The 18,779-nt window shown below is 36.5% G+C and carries 15 protein-coding genes; all 15 read left to right on the top strand.

The window, feature by feature from the left end:
* Positions 1–179 precede the first annotated feature (179 nt).
* The 15 genes from ACIP9G_RS01630 (at position 180) to ACIP9G_RS01560 (ending at position 18,216) form a co-directional block, all read left to right on the top strand.
* Positions 180–401 (top strand): YozE family protein, encoded by a 222-nt coding sequence (locus ACIP9G_RS01630; protein WP_401016880.1) that lies wholly within the window; start codon positions 180–182, stop codon positions 399–401.
* 116 nt (positions 402–517) lie between these two features.
* Entirely contained in the window at positions 518–1,225 is a 708-nt protein-coding gene (deoD, locus tag ACIP9G_RS01625; protein ID WP_172771600.1) for a purine-nucleoside phosphorylase, read from the top strand.
* 414 nt (positions 1,226–1,639) lie between these two features.
* On the top strand, positions 1,640–2,080 hold the full coding sequence (locus tag ACIP9G_RS01620) for a hypothetical protein (RefSeq protein ID WP_340824437.1): 441 nt from the start codon (positions 1,640–1,642) through the stop codon (positions 2,078–2,080).
* Positions 2,081–2,157: 77 nt separating this feature from the next.
* Entirely contained in the window at positions 2,158–2,454 is a 297-nt protein-coding gene (locus ACIP9G_RS01615) for a hypothetical protein (protein ID WP_401016878.1), read from the top strand.
* Between the two features lie 317 nt (positions 2,455–2,771).
* Positions 2,772–3,320, top strand: a complete 549-nt coding sequence (locus ACIP9G_RS01610) for a hypothetical protein (protein ID WP_340824439.1) — start codon at positions 2,772–2,774, stop codon at positions 3,318–3,320.
* 544 nt (positions 3,321–3,864) lie between these two features.
* Positions 3,865–5,493: a PucR family transcriptional regulator gene (locus ACIP9G_RS01605; protein ID WP_401016876.1), complete on the top strand. Its 1,629-nt coding sequence runs from the start codon at positions 3,865–3,867 to the stop codon at positions 5,491–5,493.
* 261 nt (positions 5,494–5,754) lie between these two features.
* Positions 5,755–5,940 (top strand): XapX domain-containing protein, encoded by a 186-nt coding sequence (locus ACIP9G_RS01600; protein ID WP_172771583.1) that lies wholly within the window; start codon positions 5,755–5,757, stop codon positions 5,938–5,940.
* A 72-nt stretch (positions 5,941–6,012) separates the two neighbouring features.
* The gene (locus ACIP9G_RS01595) at positions 6,013–6,174 is read left to right on the top strand and encodes a XapX domain-containing protein (protein WP_172771582.1); all 162 of its coding nucleotides are present in this window, start codon (positions 6,013–6,015) and stop codon (positions 6,172–6,174) included.
* 211 nt (positions 6,175–6,385) lie between these two features.
* The gene (locus tag ACIP9G_RS01590; protein ID WP_401016873.1) at positions 6,386–7,063 is read left to right on the top strand and encodes a cysteine hydrolase family protein; all 678 of its coding nucleotides are present in this window, start codon (positions 6,386–6,388) and stop codon (positions 7,061–7,063) included.
* 231 nt (positions 7,064–7,294) lie between these two features.
* Positions 7,295–8,236, top strand: coding sequence for an oxamate carbamoyltransferase subunit AllH family protein (locus ACIP9G_RS01585; protein ID WP_401016871.1), 942 nt, complete (start codon positions 7,295–7,297; stop codon positions 8,234–8,236).
* 4 nt (positions 8,237–8,240) lie between these two features.
* Positions 8,241–9,779, top strand: a complete 1,539-nt coding sequence (gene fdrA / locus ACIP9G_RS01580) for an acyl-CoA synthetase FdrA (protein WP_401016869.1) — start codon at positions 8,241–8,243, stop codon at positions 9,777–9,779.
* A 1-nt stretch (position 9,780) separates the two neighbouring features.
* Positions 9,781–11,214 (top strand): YlbE family protein, encoded by a 1,434-nt coding sequence (locus ACIP9G_RS01575; RefSeq protein ID WP_340824450.1) that lies wholly within the window; start codon positions 9,781–9,783, stop codon positions 11,212–11,214.
* Positions 11,207–12,142 carry a carbamate kinase gene (gene arcC / locus ACIP9G_RS01570; protein WP_401016866.1) on the top strand — a complete coding sequence of 312 codons (936 nt, stop codon included), beginning with the start codon at positions 11,207–11,209 and terminating at the stop codon, positions 12,140–12,142. The genes ACIP9G_RS01575 and arcC overlap by 8 nt, the downstream gene beginning before the upstream one ends.
* Before the next feature lie 46 nt (positions 12,143–12,188).
* On the top strand, positions 12,189–12,605 hold the full coding sequence (locus ACIP9G_RS01565; protein ID WP_401016864.1) for a cupin domain-containing protein: 417 nt from the start codon (positions 12,189–12,191) through the stop codon (positions 12,603–12,605).
* Between the two features lie 757 nt (positions 12,606–13,362).
* Complete coding sequence (locus ACIP9G_RS01560) at positions 13,363–18,216, top strand: DNRLRE domain-containing protein (RefSeq protein WP_401016862.1); 4,854 nt, start codon at positions 13,363–13,365, stop codon at positions 18,214–18,216.
* Positions 18,217–18,779: the final 563 nt, after the last annotated feature.

Raw genomic sequence — 18,779 nt, 5'->3', positions numbered from 1 at the left:
GATAAAAAAGCGTAATATTTTTGCATGACAAAAGTCTAGTAAGGTGAAAAAGACTTTTCGCATTTTCCTTACTAGGAAAAATTACTTAAATAAAAATATGGGCCATTTTATGACGAAATGTATTTTTTTTGATAAACTAGCGGAAAGTAAAAATGACAAGAGGAGGGCACTTTTCAGTTATGAAAAAGAGCTTTTATTTATATGTATTAACATTTCGAGGAGGAGATTGGTCGGATGCTAAAGTTCGCTTTGCCGAAGAAGTATTTCATGAACATAACTTTCCTAAACAAAGCATAGATTTTGATGAGCTATCTACATATATCGAAACATATGCAACAGATAACTTAACGACAGAAGTATTTGATGAATTATGGGATTTATATATTGAACAAGGTAGATAATATCGGAATACTCTAATTATTCTTTCTTTTAGAGTTGCTAGACGTCTAGCATTGCGTAAATACGTGAAACAAAGTATTATTTATAATGATAACTGACAGAAAAGAGGGATTGCAGTATGAGTATTCATATTAATGCAAAAAAAGGCGAAATCGCTGACACTATTTTACTTCCGGGAGATCCACTACGTGCAAAATACATTGCCGAAACATTTTTAGAAGATGTTACTTGCTATAACGAAGTCCGCAATATGTTTGGTTATACAGGTACGTATAAAGGTAAACGTATTTCTGTACAAGGTACTGGTATGGGTGTGCCTTCCATTTCTATTTACGCAACAGAATTAATGCAAGAATATGATGTACAAAAATTAATTCGTGTAGGTACTTGTGGTGCAATTCAAAAAGATGTAAAAGTACGTGACGTTATTTTAGCTCAAGGTGCAACAACTGATTCTCGTATGAATCAAATTATTTGGGGTAACAACATTGACTTTGCACCGATCGCAAACTTTGACTTATTATTAAAAGCGTATAATGCTGGGAAAGAAGCAGGTTTAAGCCTTCAAGTTGGTAACATCTTCACAGCTGACTTGTTCTACTCAGATGAGCACCAAAATGAAAAGCTTGCTAAATATGGTGTATTAGCAGTTGAAATGGAATCTGCAGCACTTTACACATTAGCAGCGAAATTTGGCCGTCAAGCTCTTTCTGTCTTAACAGTAAGTGACCACATTATTACAGGCGAAGTAACAACGTCTGAAGAACGTCAAACAACATTCAACGACATGATCGTTGTTGCTTTAGAAGCTGCTATTCAAGAATAATTGATATAGCAAGGGTTTAAAGCAAGCATAAAACAATAAGAATAAGAGCAACCGACTAAAAAGTGACCATTTTACAAAATGGAATCGAAAAGTCGGTTGCTTTTTTTCTTTAAATGGATGGGTGCTATAGGGGACAAAAAGGAGACCATTTACAAGATGACATAGAACAAGTTACTTGCCTTTATTTTATTAAGGGTTTGTTATATATCCTTTCTTTACGATCGAGCAATTAGCAATTTATTTATTTTTTAAACCAGTTTTGAGTTTGAAATCTTCATAAAATCGAAGAAAGATAGATAAATAACATGGGAAAAAATATTGTCTTTGTTGTATTACTAGTTATGATAGTTAAAGTGATTTGTATGTAAAATATTGTATAATGAGCTACGTAATTAGAGAATAGGAGTTGGTTTGTTGTCTAAAAAAATAAATGTTCGGTTTGGCATCTGTTTTATTTTTGTAATGCTTTTAATAGGCTGTATAAATAAAGTTCCGAATAAGTTTGATTTAAAACAACTCACTAGGATAGATATTGAAGAGGTTAAGGCAGATGGAAGCTATGGAGAATCTGTAATGATTACTGAAGAAAAAACAATGGAGACCATAAGAAAAATATTTAAACAAATTAAATGGGAACCAAATGTAGAATTTAAAATGGCTAGAGAAAAAGATGTAAAGGCAACACTATTTTATAAGTATGATAAAAATATGCCTGAACGATTATTTGAATATCAGATTTGGTTCGATCAAAATAATGATACAGCAACAATTATTAGCAATAATGAAAAAGAAGGCTATGGAAATTTAAATAAAGAAAATGCTCAGGCATTAGAAAATATTTTACTAAACAAGTAAAAGAGTAGGGAATCTCTACTCTTTTATTTGTGATTTTTTAAATTTGAATTCTATTTAACCTAGAGGTGCCAGAAAATGTGGTGCTTGAAGAAACTTTATATACCAGATATTTTTTCTATCTCGAAAAAGCTTATTCAGATTTAATCATGTGTCCAAAAATAGATAAAATTGAAGGAATAGATGGCGATACAAGAAGAAATATCGCTCATGCAAGTGCGATAAATTATAGTGCACATCATGGTGGCGCTCCCTATGATAGAATCCATATGACATTGATGGATACTCCAGAAAATGGTGTTAAAATAAATAAAGTTACAATAGAAAAGGTTATTTTGGAAAAAGAAAGTGCTAAACAATATAGAAGGGAGTGTTAAAGCATGTTGTTGAACTCAAATTGAGATAATAAAGTTGTTAAAAAATCCTTCTTTCACTCACTTGAAAGATCTCAATAAACTTTCATTTTCTGATATGTAGTGTTGATTGTATGTGACATGGGCATCTAACTGTGCAGCATAGTAGAAGAAGGGGAAATTGGAAGCAATGTAGAATATAAGGATTAATACAGAGCCAATGGTTTTACCCCGGTACAACGAGACGGGGGACGGTATTATCAGAAAAAAGTCCTTTTAAGGGACACTACGATTTCATCATGTTGTATCCCTTGAAAGAAGCGAAAGGAGTGGATTTACGAATGAAAGAACCATCTGAACTGCTCATTGAACTGCTTGGCCATCCGTATAATCCCAGGAATGTTCAAGCTTTACTGCAATCATTCGGTGTCAAGAGAATGCCATCCCCGAACAGCTATTTTAAAGACGATATTATTTGGTCTGTGAAAACATCGATACGCATCGATATTTATCGTGCACCAAAAATAAATGATCTGACTGGACTCAAATATACAAATCAAGATGAATGGATCATTGGCGCCCTCCATTTTCTTGCGCCAGGGTCGGATGATAGAATTAAAGCTCCGTTTTCTGGAAAGCTTCCAAAGGGAATTACGATGAGCTCAACACCAGACCAGACGATAAAGGCATATGGTCAACCTGAAATGGATGAAGAATGTAGGTGGTCTGGATTTTCCGGTCGTATTTTGGCATGGCGCAAGCAGGGCGTAAATCTCGTAATTGAATATGCGGACAGTGAAATCGGTAGCGTAATGAGAAGCTACACGGTCTGTCTAATTGGCTGCATAGGCGCATGGCGAGGCGATAATCCAGAGGTCTTTGCACCCTGATTAACTGTCATCCGTATCCGTGGCGATGACAACCTTTCTCGTTCTCAAATGAATGGCTAACATAGAGATAATATCGCAGCGATATGATAAGCAGAAGAAGAGAAAGCTGTCTTTTTTCATAGCGGAACTATATAAAAATGTTGGAAAGAAAATGATTTTTTAACAGTTGAGGAAAACAATAACTACTTCATTTGCTCTTTTTAATGCATTTGAAACAAAATTTAAATAGAATCATCAGTGACTAAGAGGGCTTATTTGATAGGCGTCTTGGCCTTTTTTATGCTAAAAATACAACGACTAATAAAGATATATTGTAAAAAATTAAAGGCTACAGCCGTTATTGATGAGCAATGGTCCGTCCTTGTATACGTGTTATAATTAAAAAAATCTTGTTTCTCGCAAGATGTATTTTAATGAAAATTTCGGGCGGTGAATTCATTTTCCTCTCAATCACCGCAACCATCCATAATAAAACGGTCACGCAAAGCATTCGACATAAAAAACGAAAATACGGGAACATTCTTCCCTCGTTTGGAGTGATATTATGTTTATTACTATATGTGATGTATTAAAAATGGAGGGGTATGAAGACGTAAAAGTGATTGCTGGCGATTCCGGTTTGAACCGCAGAGTTGAAAACGTGTATTTTATGGAAGTACCCGACATTTACGCATATATCGATCAAAATGGATTACTGCTTACCACATTGTATCCTATTGCGGATAAACCGGAGCATATTCAAACATTGATTCCAAAATTGGCAGAAATGAATCTTGCAGGAATTGCAATTAAGCCAGGAAGATATGTCGCTGAAATTCCCGAAATTATGGTGGAGCAAGCTAATGAGCTCGGGATTCCGTTAATGCAGCTCCCAGATGGTGCAAACTTATCAACACTTGCCAATCAGGTACTGACAAAGTTTTTAGATGTAAAGACATCTCTGTTGGAATTCCGCAATAAGATGCACCAGCAATTGCTAGAGCTATTATTGGAAGGCACTGATGTAAGCAAGTTCGTTCTTTCTCTTGCGAATCTCGTTAACGCCCCTATCTTGCTTCTAAACAATGATTTTGAATATGTTCGGTCTTCTATACAAAAAGAAAATGAAATATTAATTCATCGTAAGCCATATAATTCGGACTCGAGCTACAGCGCGTTTTCCGTTCAAGTGGGTAATGCCTTTTATGAAAAAAATGACATTTTTATTCAGTGCATTTACGCTGGAGGCAACGAGTATGGCTTTTTAGTCGTTTTATTGGATAAAGAAAAAAATCTGACAGAGGACATGATTATTGCCATCGAACAGGCATCCTTTATAATTGCTTTTTTATTTCAAACAGAGCAAACATTGCTTCAAAAAGAAAGGAATCATTTAAGCAGTTTTGTCAGGGACATTTTTCATAATCAATATTCCTCTCAAACCGAAATGATCGAAAAAGCGAAAGTGTTTAAATGGAACTTGCAATTCCCATTTGTCTTGGTGAGCATCAAAACAAATGAGAAAGAAAGCGAAAAGAAATTAGCAATATTCCACAAAATGCTCGATTCAGGTTTGATTGAAAGGTCTGCTTCAAAAATTGTTGATGTTCCAATAGAAAATTGCAAGGTTCTTTATATTAATGACTCGTTAGTTTGTTTTATTAGTCTCGTTTCAGAAAATAATGTTCGACAAAAACTCCAAAATCTAGGGGATGTGATTCTTTCACTGTTTGAGAAGTACGGTAATCTTGGAGTCAGCATTTCCGATACAGTGCACCGTTTTAACCAGATTAAAGAGTATTACGACAATTCAACATTAGTATTTCAAGTGTATAAAGAAAACTTACAAAAACAATCCTATGTTCATTTTTATGGTGATATCGGCTTGTTCCGCCTTTTTCATTACGTTGAGAATCTTTTCATCCTAGAAGATTTCGTAATGGAGAAATTAGGTAAAGTGTTCGAATATGACAAAAAGAAAAATACTAACCTTATAGAAACCCTCAGGTACTACATTAAAAACAATACAAATATGCAAAAAACATCAGAGGATATGTTTGTTCATTATAATACGATGCGCTATCGGATAAATAAGCTGAAAGAACTTGGAATAGACGGTGAGGACGGATTTGAATTAACAGAAATTGCATTGGCCTACCAATTGCATCAATACTTGCAACTGAAAAAAGGGTAAGGGTGGGGGAACTCCCAACGGTCGTTACTTTAGACATTGTCTACAAGACAATGTCTTTTTTTTGTTAAAAAGACGTTCCACTTCGTAGAAAGTTGCCAATTAAAAGTGAAATAAATATCAACTTCTTACAATGATTAAACCGCTTTCAAGTGCTATTATTTAGGTATTAAAGGATGGAGGTAATCAATATTCAGCCGCCATAGAAACAAGATTCAAGTAATAGGTTTCTGTTTACACTTTGGGATACAAGGAGTGTTTAAAATGCGTGACTATCTTTTGTCTTTAGCAGGTGGTTTGATTGTAGGCATTTTATTTTCATTAGTTAAGTTGCCGTTACCTGCCCCTCCGTTAGTTGGAATATTTGGAATGGTAGGTATATTTTTAGGAGGTGTACTAATGGATTCTCTTTTCAAAGCTCTTAAAGAAAAGAGAAAGGTGAGTACATAAAAAAATTAAAAGTGTATGATTGGTCGCTATGTTTTTTGATAAATACATCCCACATAAAAAGGAGCAAGTAAGATGTTGCAGATCGTTCTGTCTTTAATTGGAGGTTTACTAGTAGGCATATTGTTCAAATTCATTAAGCTGCCAGTTCCGGCGCCTCCTCTTATCGGAATTGTCGGGGTAATAGGAATCTTTCTTGGCGCAGAGTTAGTAAACGCTGTCCTTCATCTTTTCTAAAGAAGACATTAAATCCTCCTTCCTTTATTGTATAACCGGTTAAAAGAATAGTATCAGTTATTAACGTATGGAAGTTTGTGTATATCTCAAAATAATGAATTATAGTTTTTTCTGTATTTTATTCAGTTCAACAAAAAGAATCTTTGTAAAAGGATTGCGGGTAGTATCCAAGATCTATCTATTTTAAATTACATTTGAGAGGGAGATTTACATGAGTAAAGTATATGCAATAGATGCGAAACCTTATAGTTTTGAATTTGAGTTAGAAAAAACTGCCCTAATTATCATTGATATGCAGCGTGACTTTTGTGCACCTGGCGGATTTGGCGAGAAACTGGGGAATGATATTACGCTAACACGCGCCATCATTCCTACCACTCAGACAGTACTGGAAGTTGCACGTGAGAAAGGCTTGATGGTGATTTATACCCGCGAAGGGCATCGACTAGACTTATCGGATTGCCCACCAAGCAAACTGAAACGCGGCAGCAAGCAAGGTGCAGGCATCGGTGATGAAGGCCCAATGGGAAGAATTCTTATCCGAGGTGAATATGGTCATGATATTGTGGATGAGCTAAAGCCGGTTGAAGGCGAGATTGTTATTGACAAACCTGGGAAAGGCGCTTTCTATCAAACAGACCTTGAAGTGATTTTGAAAAATAAAGGCATTACACATTTGCTTGTCGCTGGCGTAACGACACATGTCTGTGTTCAAACAACAATTCGTGAAGCGAATGACCGTGGATTTGAATGCTTACTGCTCGAAGATTGCTCTGCGGCATTTGATCCAAGAGACCATGAAGATTCCATACACATGATTAACCAGCAAGGCGGCATCTTTGGTTGGACAGCATCTTCTCAGAATCTGCTTGTTTCACTAGGTAAATAAGGAAAGCAACTTTCCACCACATAAATCCATGTAATTTTCTATTGTTGAATAAAGCTTTTTGAGGGCATGCTCTATTCCCATGTCCATAGCATGCCCCTATATACCTCTCAAACTCATTCTGCCCCATGATGATAAGTAAGAAGTCCGAAAATATCTATTATTGTTGTAGATAGGGAGAACAATTATCGGTCGTTTGCTGAAATTGTCAATCTTGAAAATTTGGTGATATCAATGGTTAGAACTTATACAAGTAAAATCAATCAAATGGACGGCCGTCTGCTTGAATGGTTACGCCACCAACCGATTGGCGAACAAATCGGAGCAATCCACAGTATTTTTGATAAGGTGGTCAATTTCATAACCAATGACGGCACTTTGCTATTTTCTTTGGCAAAGAATGAGGTGATTCAATCACCAGGAATGATGAAAACCTTAGAAAATGATCTTTTTTCTGAGATGTGTTCAACTTTAAAGTCGACTAAAGAAATTTATTTAGTAGATTATAATCTCTTGAATATTAGCGATTGGCAATGGGATTTTTCAAATGCTGCGCTTTGGAACAGAGGTATTAAGCCGCGCTGGCAAGCTAAGCACGAGCCAACTTGTTACCACTTGTCGCAATTGAACCATTTCATTCTAAACAACGGAGCAACGGCAGGGATTTTTCCGGCATGGAAAAGTTTCACTTATCCAGATTGGGAAGTTCCTATTGCCACACGGAAGGATTTCTACTTTTCCTCTTTCTTGGATGGGTTAAATCAGCTAAATCAGGAAATAAAGGCAGATAAGCTCGATACGTTTTTATTAAAGTTTGCCGGTCTTGGGATCGGGCTGACGCCAGCAGGCGATGATTTTCTAACAGGGCTGCTGGCAACTTGGAAGTATTTTGAAGCCCCTCTATACAAGAAAGTTGAAAGTTGCAGCGCCGAGTGGCTACAGAAGTTGAAAGGAAGAACAACCACTGTTAGCTATTTTATGTTAAAGCAATGCTTGGAGGGGCAGCTTAATGAAGCCTTGCTAGATGTATTGGACAACATGGATAGTAATCCAATTCCTCATTTACAGCGAGTGTTAAAAATTGGATCTACCTCTGGGACGGATATGTTGACTGGTGTCAGTGTGGCATACCAACAGCTTATAGATCATAAGGAGGAAATACATAATGGCATCTAAAGTATTGATAGAAAGGAACGCCTATCATGATTCGGTAACGCTAATGTCACTGTCCAGCAAAATGAATAGTATCGAGGGTGTCGAACAAGCAGTTATCTCGATGGCGACCCAAATGAACAAAGATTTGCTGGCAAACATTGGACTGCTGACAGATGAGGCAAAAGAAGCAACAGCAAATGATTTGATTATTGCCTTGATTACAGATACAGATGAGCGTGCAGAGGAAGTGATGGAGCTCATCTATACGGAATTAACAGCTAAGAAGGAAAAGAAAGGGAAAGAAAATAATCATACAGCGAAAACTATAAATTCAGCATTGAATCTTATGCCGGGAGCTAATATGGCAATTATCTCTGTTCCTGGGAAATATGCTGCACGCGAAGCGAATCAAGCATTAAAGAAAGGCATGCACGTCATGCTTTTCAGTGACAATGTTAGTATCGAAGATGAAAAAGTGTTGAAGGGAAAAGGTAGAGACAATGGGTTATTCGTCATGGGGCCAGATTGCGGTACAGCAATTATTAATCGCACCGGACTTTGCTTTGCGAATAAAGTAAGCGAAGGAGGCATTGGTTTAGTCGCAGCCTCCGGTACTGGGCTACAAGAAGTGACAGTGCAAATCGACCGCCTCGGGTTTGGCATTACACAAGCGATTGGCACAGGGGGGCGCGATCTCGATGAATCAATCGGCGGTATTATGATGCTTCAAGGGCTTAAAGCATTGGAGAACGATGAGAATACGAAGGTCATCACATTAATTTCCAAGCCGCCTGCCCCAAGTGTTCAGGACAAAATTCTTGCAGCAGTGAAAAAATGTAATAAACCAATAGTGGTCTGCTTCCTGGATGGAGACGCAAAAGCAGTAGAGGCAGCAGGAGCAACTTTTTCACCAACATTAATTGATGCTGCCCGCAAGTCTGTTAAATTGCTTGATCCACAATCAGTAATTGAAACTGAAATTACGGATGGTGTGGAAAGATGGATCACTGCAGAAAAAGCAAAATTAAAGGATTCTCAACAGGACATTCGCGGATTATTTTGCGGCGGTACGCTGACGGCAGAAGCATTGTCAATTATCCGATCTACAGGAAAAACTGTCAAAAGCAATGTAGCAAAGAAAGTGGAAGAGAAACTTAGCGATATTACCTATAGTGTAGGCCATACGTTGCTAGATATGGGGGATGACGAATTTACAAAGGGGAAACCTCATCCAATGATAGAGCCCTCACTTAGAAATGAAAGAATTCTTCAAGAAGCAAAAGACCCAAAAACGGCTGTCTTATTATTGGACTTTGAATTGGGATTTGGAGCTCATGATGATCCAGTAGGTGTGACGCTAGATACGATTAAATTAGCAAGGGATGAGGCCGCACAGGCAGGAAGGTACTTGCCGGTCGTTGCCTATATTTGCGGAACTTTCAAAGATAAGCAAGATTATCAGCAGCAGCAAAAAAAACTTCAATCTGTTGGTGTTTATGTGGTTGACAGCAATGAAATGGCAACGAGAATTGCAGCAATGCTTGTGCAAAAGGAGGTCAATTAAATTGAGTACGCTAAATGAGCTTTTTAATCAGCCATTACGTGTGATTAACATCGGAACGTCCAAATTTAAAGAAGATTTAGACCTGCAGGGCATCGAAACAATACAAGTTGACTGGCAGCCCCCAGCAGGAGGCAATATACAACTACTCAAAGCATTAGATTTCTTTCAGGACAATGAAAAGGTGGAAAAGGCAAACCAGGAAGCCATTCAACGCATTAAGGATGCCCATCCTTTCTTAATCGATATTGAGCGGGCTATCGATGTCATTCCAAGTATGCACAGCAAAAAAATACTGCACTCTGGACCTCCTATCGCCTGGGAAAACATGGCTGGTCCAATGCAAGGTGCAATTATCGGAGCGCTCATTTTCGAAGGAATGGCAGCGAACGAGGAAGAAGCGAAAGCATTAATTAATGCTGGAGAAATTGAATTTGGCTCATGCAATGAGCATTTAACAGTTGGGCCAATGGCGGGTATCGTCTCCCCATCCATGCCAGTACATGTCATTGAAAACAGAACACATGGAAACAGAGCATATTGTTCGATTAATGAAGGTCTAGGCAAGGTATTGCGTTTTGGTGCTTTTTCCAGCGAAGTAATTGATCGGCTAAAGTGGCTGCGCGATGTTTTTGCCCCTGCGTTGAAAAAGGCGCTTGTGCCAACAGGTGGAATTGATTTGAAATCCATTACTGCTCAAGCTCTTCATATGGGGGATGAATGCCATAACCGCAATAAGGCGGCAACAAGTCTTTTCTACCGGGAGATTGCTGATTATTTCATGCAAATCGAAATCGAGACTGACACATTACGAGAGGTCTTGCATTTTATCCAAAACAATGAACACTATTTCTTAAATCTGTCCATGCCAGCATGTAAAGCTGCACTTGATGCAGGACATGGTGTTCCATATTCCACTGTTGTCACAACAATGGCCAGAAATGGTGTGGAATTTGGCATTTGCATTAGTGGGCTAAGTGAAAAGGAATGGTTTACAGCACCTGCAAACTTTATCAAAGGTTTATTTTTCCCAGGGTATTCTGAGGAGGAGGCAACTCGGGATTTAGGAGATAGTGCCATTACAGAGACGATGGGAATTGGCGGGTTTGCGATGGGCGGTTCCCCTGCAATTGTTCAATTTGTTGGAGGCGAGGTAAAAGACGCAATTCAATATAGCGAGCAAATGTATGAAATTACGGTAAGTGAAAATAGCAATTATTCCATTCCAACTTTAAACTTTCGCGGAGCTGCCTTTGGAATTGATGTTAAAAAAGTAATTGAAACGAACATTCTTCCAGTCATTAATACAGGTATAGCACATAAAGTAGCTGGAATCGGGCAAATTGGCGCGGGTATCGTCCATCCTCCTATGGCATGCTTCGAAAAAGGCTTCCTTCGTTTCTATGAAGTTTATGGAGAGGGCGCTGTAAATGAGTAGAATCTTAATAGCGCTTGGAGGAAACGCTCTTGGTTCTACGCCCCAGGAACAGCAGCAATTAGTACACGGTGCGGCAAAACCGATTGTCGATTTAATTGAACAAGGCCATGATGTAGTTATTGCCCATGGAAACGGGCCGCAAGTCGGTTCTATTAATCTTGCATTTGAAAAAAGCTCGAAGGAACATGTAAGCATTTCCAGCATGCCATTTGCTGAGTGCGTGGCAATGAGCCAAGGGTATATAGGTTACCATTTGCAAAATGCAATCCAAGAAGAACTGTTAAAGCGCTCCATCAATAAATCAGTCGCAACGATTGTCAGTCAGGTGGTGGTTGATAAGAACGATCAAGCCTTTCAAAATCCTACAAAACAGATTGGTTCCTTTTATTCAAAAGAAGAGGCACAAAGATTAATGGCTGAAACAGGTGACATTTATATTGAAGATTCTGGCCGCGGCTATCGCCGGGTTATTCCATCGCCTGTTCCTATTAAAATCGTTGAAAAAGATATTATTAACGACTTGGTGAATGCAGGCCGCATTGTGATTGCTGTTGGTGGCGGAGGTATTCCGGTAGTCGAGGAAAACAACCATTCCTTAATCGGCGTGGAAGCGGTCATTGACAAAGATTTGGCAAGTAGATGCTTAGCTGATGAGTTGAATGCAGACTTTTTGTTCATTTTGACAGCCGTCGAAAAAATCGCGATCAACTTTGGTAAGCCGAATCAGCAAAACCTTGATCATTTATCTGTTGACGAGGCTGAAAAATTGATTAGAGAAGGACATTTTGCACCTGGAAGTATGCTTCCTAAAGTCCAGGCAGCTATTTCATTCGTCAGAGGCAAGCAAGGCAGAAAGTCGATAATCACCTCGCTAGATAAAGCAAAGGATGCAATCCTTGGAAGGACAGGTACCGTTATTTTCGACTAAACGAGTATCGCACGGACATGAAAATATCATATAAGGAGTGATTGGAATGACCGAAAAAAAGACGAAGGTGAAAATTGGTGATGAATTAAAGTGGAATACATTTATAGAGCACCGCAAAGTCCATCACCATGAGCTCCTAAGTGCCAAAGAGGCGGATGAACTAGGTGTAAGTGTCAGCTCTGTCTTAAGAGAACGCATTGAGGTGGGCGGAGCCGTACTGCCCCATTATCACGACGTGGCTGAAGTGATTCATATTACAAAAGGAAAAGTAAAACTCCTACAAAACGGTGAATGGAAGTCTTATAAAGAAGGTGACACATTCCTAGTTCCAAAAGGAGTCGTTCACTCTGTTGCTAATGACGATGTCGAACCTACCGAACAGATAAGCATCTTCATACCGGTTCACGAAGGAATCCATAACGAAAATTTCACATCACATATGGTAGATGTAGAAATATGGTAGATGTAGAAAATTAAATTCATCAATACCAAAAAGGGCAATCCACAAAAATAGTCGGGATTGCTCTTTTGTTGTAACGTGCACGGCGATTGGCTAAACGGTGAAAATATTAAATTAATAGAAAAAATAGTAAGGATTTTTTGCATCTGAAAGGTTTGATTTTATAGTTCCCACGTATCCGGTAATTAAATATTCTCGCCAATAGAATTTCACAAAACCATTTACATATCCATTTGTTCGCTGGAGAATCCAATTTCAATTCCTTCTAAAATACTCTTTGCCTTGTCAACTAAAGTCGCTTTCATATAAAACTCCTCATTTCTTACATTATTAGAAAGCCTCTAAATATATAATAATCTATTCTAAAATAGATTCACCGTCAACTGTAAAAACCTTGGATTAGAAAACTCATTAATTAGGGTTTTACAAGCCAAGGTATCCTTTTGTTAAAGAAAAAACCGCTCATTACCATGCTTTTACTAGCGTTTATAGTCACGCTTTTCTAGCTTCAATTAACACGTTCTTATCAAATATAATGGCTAATTTATCCTTTGAGCCAAAACAAGGTCAACTGGAAATTGAGGTATGCTTTTCTAATTACATTTGTAATTTCTCATATAAGGCAATACAACCATAATTAATCTAAAAAATTGTAACTATATATTACCGTTTTTTTATGTATTAATCATTGATAAAATAAATTCTTGATATTTATGGACAGAATATCAAAAATATATAATTTTTTAGGAGAGTAATGTAAGTGAAGGAATTTTGGAAAAAATGGTTAAGTTGTAGCGTTGTACTTGCGCTCTTTATAGCGTATATTCCATTTGGGAATTTTACGCTACACGCAGACGCAAAAAACAACAAAGAAGAAAATAAGCATGAACAAAAAAAGCCAACTGAATTAGTTGATTTGCGAACGGAGAATGCAAAAACGTTTGATAATATGGATGGGACGTATACCGCAGAGATTGCACAAGAGCCTATTCACTTTCAAAATGAACAAGGTAAATGGGAAGACATTGATAATGATTTAGTTGAAACACAGAATGGTCAAACAGTGAAGAATAAGGCGAATGACTTCTCTATAGAGATTGATAAAGCTACTAGTTCTTCACAACAAAACATCACGATTACTGATGAAACGAGTAAAATCGATTTTGGCCTAGTTTCAGCTCAACATAAGAAGTCAAATAAAACAGAACCAGTTCGAAATACAGAAGGTCTTGTACAAGACAATACAATAAAATACCCGAATATTTTAGAGGATACTGATGTCATTTACACAGTAGGTTCTGATCGAGTAAAAGAAGATATTGTTTATCGTGAAAAGCCTACGGGTGGTTTTCCGCAGAAACTAACTTATAAAGTAAATGTGACTGGATTAACAGTCGAACAAGTTAACCAAACCATTTATTTAAAGGATGCCACTACCAATACTCCTTTATATTTAATTGAAGCACCGTACATGTATGATAGCTATAAACCTGAAGGATACCAAAGTGTTGATGAAATACAATCAGTTCCTGAAGAAGCAAAATCATATTTATTAAAATTAAGTTATGAAGTAATTGGACAAGATTTATTTGTTTACTTAGCACCAGATGCTACTTGGTTAAATAGTGAGGATCGTGTATACCCAATAACGATTGATCCTGCGATTGTGCGCCTACAAACTTCAGCAAACATGGAAGATACGACAATCCGTAGCTCTGCACCTACACAAACTGGTGGAAATGACTTTGAACTAGGTGTAGGGACTGCAGTAGGGGGCAATACGGTTAGGAGCTTATTAAAATTTGATTTAAGTGCTGTACCTTCAAGTACAACAATCGTATCTGCTGATCTAAATCTATGGTTTTCATCGACAAATAATAATTCACCTATTGCCATTAATTTGCACAATGTAACAAGCACATGGGAAGAAAATCAAGCTTCTTGGACCTATGCCAAAACAACTCCATACACAACATGGAAAACTGCAGGTGGAGATTTCTCAAGTAATAAACTTAGTACGGTAAAGGATATTGGCACACCACCAACATCAATAGCAGACGCAATGGTTAACTGGAAGGTTCCACTTAATGTTGTACAAGGATGGATTAATAATCCATCTACAAACTACGGTTTGTTATTGAAGGGTGATAATGAAGCCACACAAATTTATAAAAAGTTTGCTAGTAGTGAACAATCAACTTTAAATAAATACAAACCACAACTAGTAGTCACGTATAAAACAACTGCAAGACTAGGTCTAGAAGATTACTGGGATTATGATTCACGACCATTGGTGAATGGTACAAATTATGTAAACTTAACAACAAATAATAATATTTTACAATATGAAGATATGTTTATTTTAGGGCGTGCTGATGCAAGCTTAACTTTTACTAGAACTTACAATAATAAGGACTATGAACAATCAGCTTTTGGTTATGGCTGGAGCTTTACTGGTGATGAGAAGATTTTCATTAATACAGGAAGTCAAGGTAATCAACTGCAGTATAAGGATGCCGATGGTACAATTCATGTTTTCACTTATGATACACCAACAAACCAGTATAAAGGTGACTACGGTAATTACGACAAAATAAAGAAAAATACAGAAGATACATTTACTCTTTACGATTTATACGGCAACCAAACAATTTTTAAAGTTCGTGAGTCCACAACTGATACAGATGTAAAGGTTGCTTATATTACGACTCAAATAGATCGTAATAATAATAAAATTAATTATGTTTATGATAGTAGTAATAAATTGACAGAGATTGCAACGGATTTAGGTAAGGATGTCTTAAATAAAAAACTTCAGTTTGGTTATGATAAAGATGGCTTAATTAGCACAATGACTTATGGTGACCAACAAATTACGTATCGATATACTACAGATGGCTATTTACAATATGTAGATGTGTTGAAAGACCGCAAGGATAACAAAATTTCAAAAACTACAACACAATTTATGTACACGAATAAATTTCTAACGACAATTGTTGATGCAAATGAAAAACGAACAAAATTCGAATACAATGGTGCAGATTTAAAATATGTGTACGAACCAACTGAAGATACTGTAAATCAACCGAAAACAGAATATTCATTGGATCGAGCAACGGGCGTTGCAACAATTACCGACCCAGAACAAGGTGTAACAAGATATTTTGTTAACAATAATTATGTTGTAGAAAAAATCATTTCTCCTTCTGGGGAGGAGAGAACGTATAAACTCGATCAAAACTACAACCTTTTGCAAGAAACAGAGACTATTGATGGTGTTTCTAAAGTTTTGCAGACGAATGAATATGATGTTAACGGTAATCTATTAAATACAACGGATGCGGAAAACAACAAGCAATCGTATACGTATACTGCATTCCAAAATGTTGAGACGCATACGGATTCGGGAAATAAGGTAAGTAAGTATTGGTATGATAAAGGGAATTTAACAAAGTCAGAAATACCATCTACTTCAGGTATTGCTACGACTAATTATAAATACGACAACTTTGGTGATTTAGAATGGATGGAGACATCCGATGGGGTTAGGGAAAATTACGCAACAAATTATAAGGATTCCCAAAAAGTCATTACCCATACGGATGCATTTACTAACATGACAACTACTGTGCAGGATTTGTCTGGCAACATTTTATCATCTAAAGACGGCAAGCTAAATGAAACAAAGTATCAATATAATTTGAAAAATGAACTAGAAACCGTAACCGATGCAAATCAGCAGAAAACTGCCTATGAATATGATGGAAATGGCAATTTAAATAAGATAACGAATGCAAAAGGTTTTACGACAACATTTGAATTTAATGGTAAAAATCAAATTACGAAAGAAACAAATCCCAATAATAATACAACTTCTTATCAATATGATGAAAATGGTGAGTTAGTCCTGCTTCAAACAGCTAATAAAAATCGTATTGAATATAAAATTGACCAAGAAGCTCCTAGTTCAACAGTTGTTATTAATGGAAAAGTAGTGTGGCGTTATACAAAAGATGGGGACGATCAGCTAATTTATGGAGAAAATGAATCTACTTTAAAACGAATTAGCTACTATGAAAATGGATTATTAAAATCAATCGATAAAGGGGATATTGACGGGGATATTAGCTACGAATATTTAGGTAATGAATATTTATCAAAACTGTCATTCCCAGGGTTTAAACGATATAATACATTAGAATATGAACCAGACGATGCTTATAATACTAAGCAGATAAAGTTAAACGACAAACCACTTGCAACATTTACTTATGACAATGTTACCGGACAATTAAAAGAAACTAATTTCACAAACGGTAGCAAATTATCAAAAGTTTATCAAAAAGGCCGTTTACAAGAAGAGACATTATCGTTAGATAGTTTATCTGAATGGAATAAGTTCACATATGAGTATGATGCAAACAACAATATTAATAACATTGTTAATAAAGTAAATTACACTTATGATGCCTTAAACCAATTAACGCAAGAGACATATATTGATGGTCCACAAATGGACTATAAGTATGATGAGGTTGGAAATCGTCTTACAAAAAGCGTGAAAAATGCAGGGGAAACAGAATCTACAACGTACCAATATAATGATGCAAATCAATTATCGTATGTAAACAATCAGCAATACTTGTACGATCTAGATGGAAACTTAACAAGTGATGGAAAGTATACGTATGAATGGAATGCATTTGATCAGCTGACGAAAGTAAAGAGTAATACTGGCACTATTGTTGCCGAATATGGCTACGATGAAAAAGGAAGAAGAATCTATAGTAAAGATAGTAATGGACCTATTTACTATGCTTATGATGGAGATAGCAATCGCGTTCTTTATGAAAAGGATAAAAGCTCCTACGCAGTTAAAAGTTATGTTTACGATGATAACGGTCACCCACTCACAATGATTTACAAAGGCGAAACTTATCATTACCTTACAAACTATCGTGGTGATGTACTAGGGATGACAGATGCAAGTGGTAAGCTTGTAGCATCGTACACATATGACGCTTGGGGTAACATTTTAACGCAAAGTGGTACAGATGATATGGACTCTATTAACCCATACCGCTATGCTGGTTATCGTTATGATGAAGATACAAAGTTATATTATTTAATGGCACGTTACTATAATCCAGATACTGGTGTTTTCTTATCATTAGATCCTGTGCGTGGGGATACAATGAATCCCTTAACGCTGAATGGATACAATTATGCGAATAATAATCCAATAATAAACATCGACCCGGATGGCGAATATTGGAAAAATGCTTGGTGGAATAAAAAGGGGTTTTTATCTAAAACAATAAATGCTGTAATATTTCTTGCAGCAGCAGCAGTAGGCGGAAGCGCAACAAAAATATTAGGAAGCTATGCTAAAAAACAATTAAGTAAAGCTAAGCGCATTGTGTTTGCTAATTCCATAAAAAAAACACTAATTAGGAGAGGTGTATCTGCAAATATTGCTGCTTATATTGTTTCTGCGGTAACCTTTGCTGCTAATCTTGCTGGATTTTATTTCGACCCAGGCACAAACATTTTCAATTATTTAGATCGAAGAGATAAGTATCCTAAGAATGGTTATTTCAATGGTTTCTAACAACATTAGGAATGAGGGGAGTAAAGAGTGAAAAATCAATTAATAAGAGTGTCTTTGTATAGTATATTTATACTAATATTATTATTTTTAAATAAATTAAATTTTTTATTGTTAGCTAGTTTATATTTTATATTTATGTCACTAGAATTTATTTTTAGTTTAAAGGATTATAAGATTGATAATAAGTATATAGTTTTAGGGTATCGAACCCTCTTTATTCTAATAACAATAATTGTGATTTTTAATAGGGAAAATATTATAAGATAATAATGTGAAGTAAAAAGGGAAGTGATTTTGGGACTTCTTAATTTACCGTATTTAACCATTATTACAACCGTTTATTTTCAATTCTTTATGAAACACTTTTTAAGTGAACTGGGATAGCATGCTATGTCCATTTCCTTGAAAAGTGCTTTTTTATTCTTGAGGAAAGGGGAGGGAGAAAGAACCCGACAAATGGATGATAAGAGTTATTACAGTGACGAATGCAGGGGTTTATCTGGACCTATTTATTATGTATGCTTATGATGGAGATGCAATCGCAGTCCTTTATGAAAAGGATA

It is taken from the genome of Lysinibacillus sp. NPDC093197 (assembly GCF_044754025.1).
Lineage (GTDB): Bacteria > Bacillota > Bacilli > Bacillales_A > Planococcaceae > Lysinibacillus.
The sequence above is the reverse complement of the archived record's forward strand: the minus strand, read 5'-3'. Positions and strand labels throughout refer to the sequence as shown.

Excerpts from the sequence above, each read along its gene's own strand:
- ACIP9G_RS01585 (WP_401016871.1), top strand. The coding sequence starts at position 7,295 with ATGGTTAGAACTTATACAAGTAAAATCAATCAAATGGACGGCCGTCTG.
- ACIP9G_RS01605 (WP_401016876.1), top strand. The coding sequence starts at position 3,865 with ATGTTTATTACTATATGTGATGTATTAAAAATGGAGGGGTATGAAGAC.
- deoD (WP_172771600.1), top strand. The coding sequence starts at position 518 with ATGAGTATTCATATTAATGCAAAAAAAGGCGAAATCGCTGACACTATT.
- ACIP9G_RS01565 (WP_401016864.1), top strand. The coding sequence starts at position 12,189 with ATGACCGAAAAAAAGACGAAGGTGAAAATTGGTGATGAATTAAAGTGG.
- ACIP9G_RS01610 (WP_340824439.1), top strand. The coding sequence starts at position 2,772 with ATGAAAGAACCATCTGAACTGCTCATTGAACTGCTTGGCCATCCGTAT.
- ACIP9G_RS01600 (WP_172771583.1), top strand. The coding sequence starts at position 5,755 with ATGCGTGACTATCTTTTGTCTTTAGCAGGTGGTTTGATTGTAGGCATT.
- arcC (WP_401016866.1), top strand. The coding sequence starts at position 11,207 with ATGAGTAGAATCTTAATAGCGCTTGGAGGAAACGCTCTTGGTTCTACG.
- ACIP9G_RS01595 (WP_172771582.1), top strand. The coding sequence starts at position 6,013 with ATGTTGCAGATCGTTCTGTCTTTAATTGGAGGTTTACTAGTAGGCATA.
- ACIP9G_RS01590 (WP_401016873.1), top strand. The coding sequence starts at position 6,386 with ATGAGTAAAGTATATGCAATAGATGCGAAACCTTATAGTTTTGAATTT.
- ACIP9G_RS01630 (WP_401016880.1), top strand. The coding sequence starts at position 180 with ATGAAAAAGAGCTTTTATTTATATGTATTAACATTTCGAGGAGGAGAT.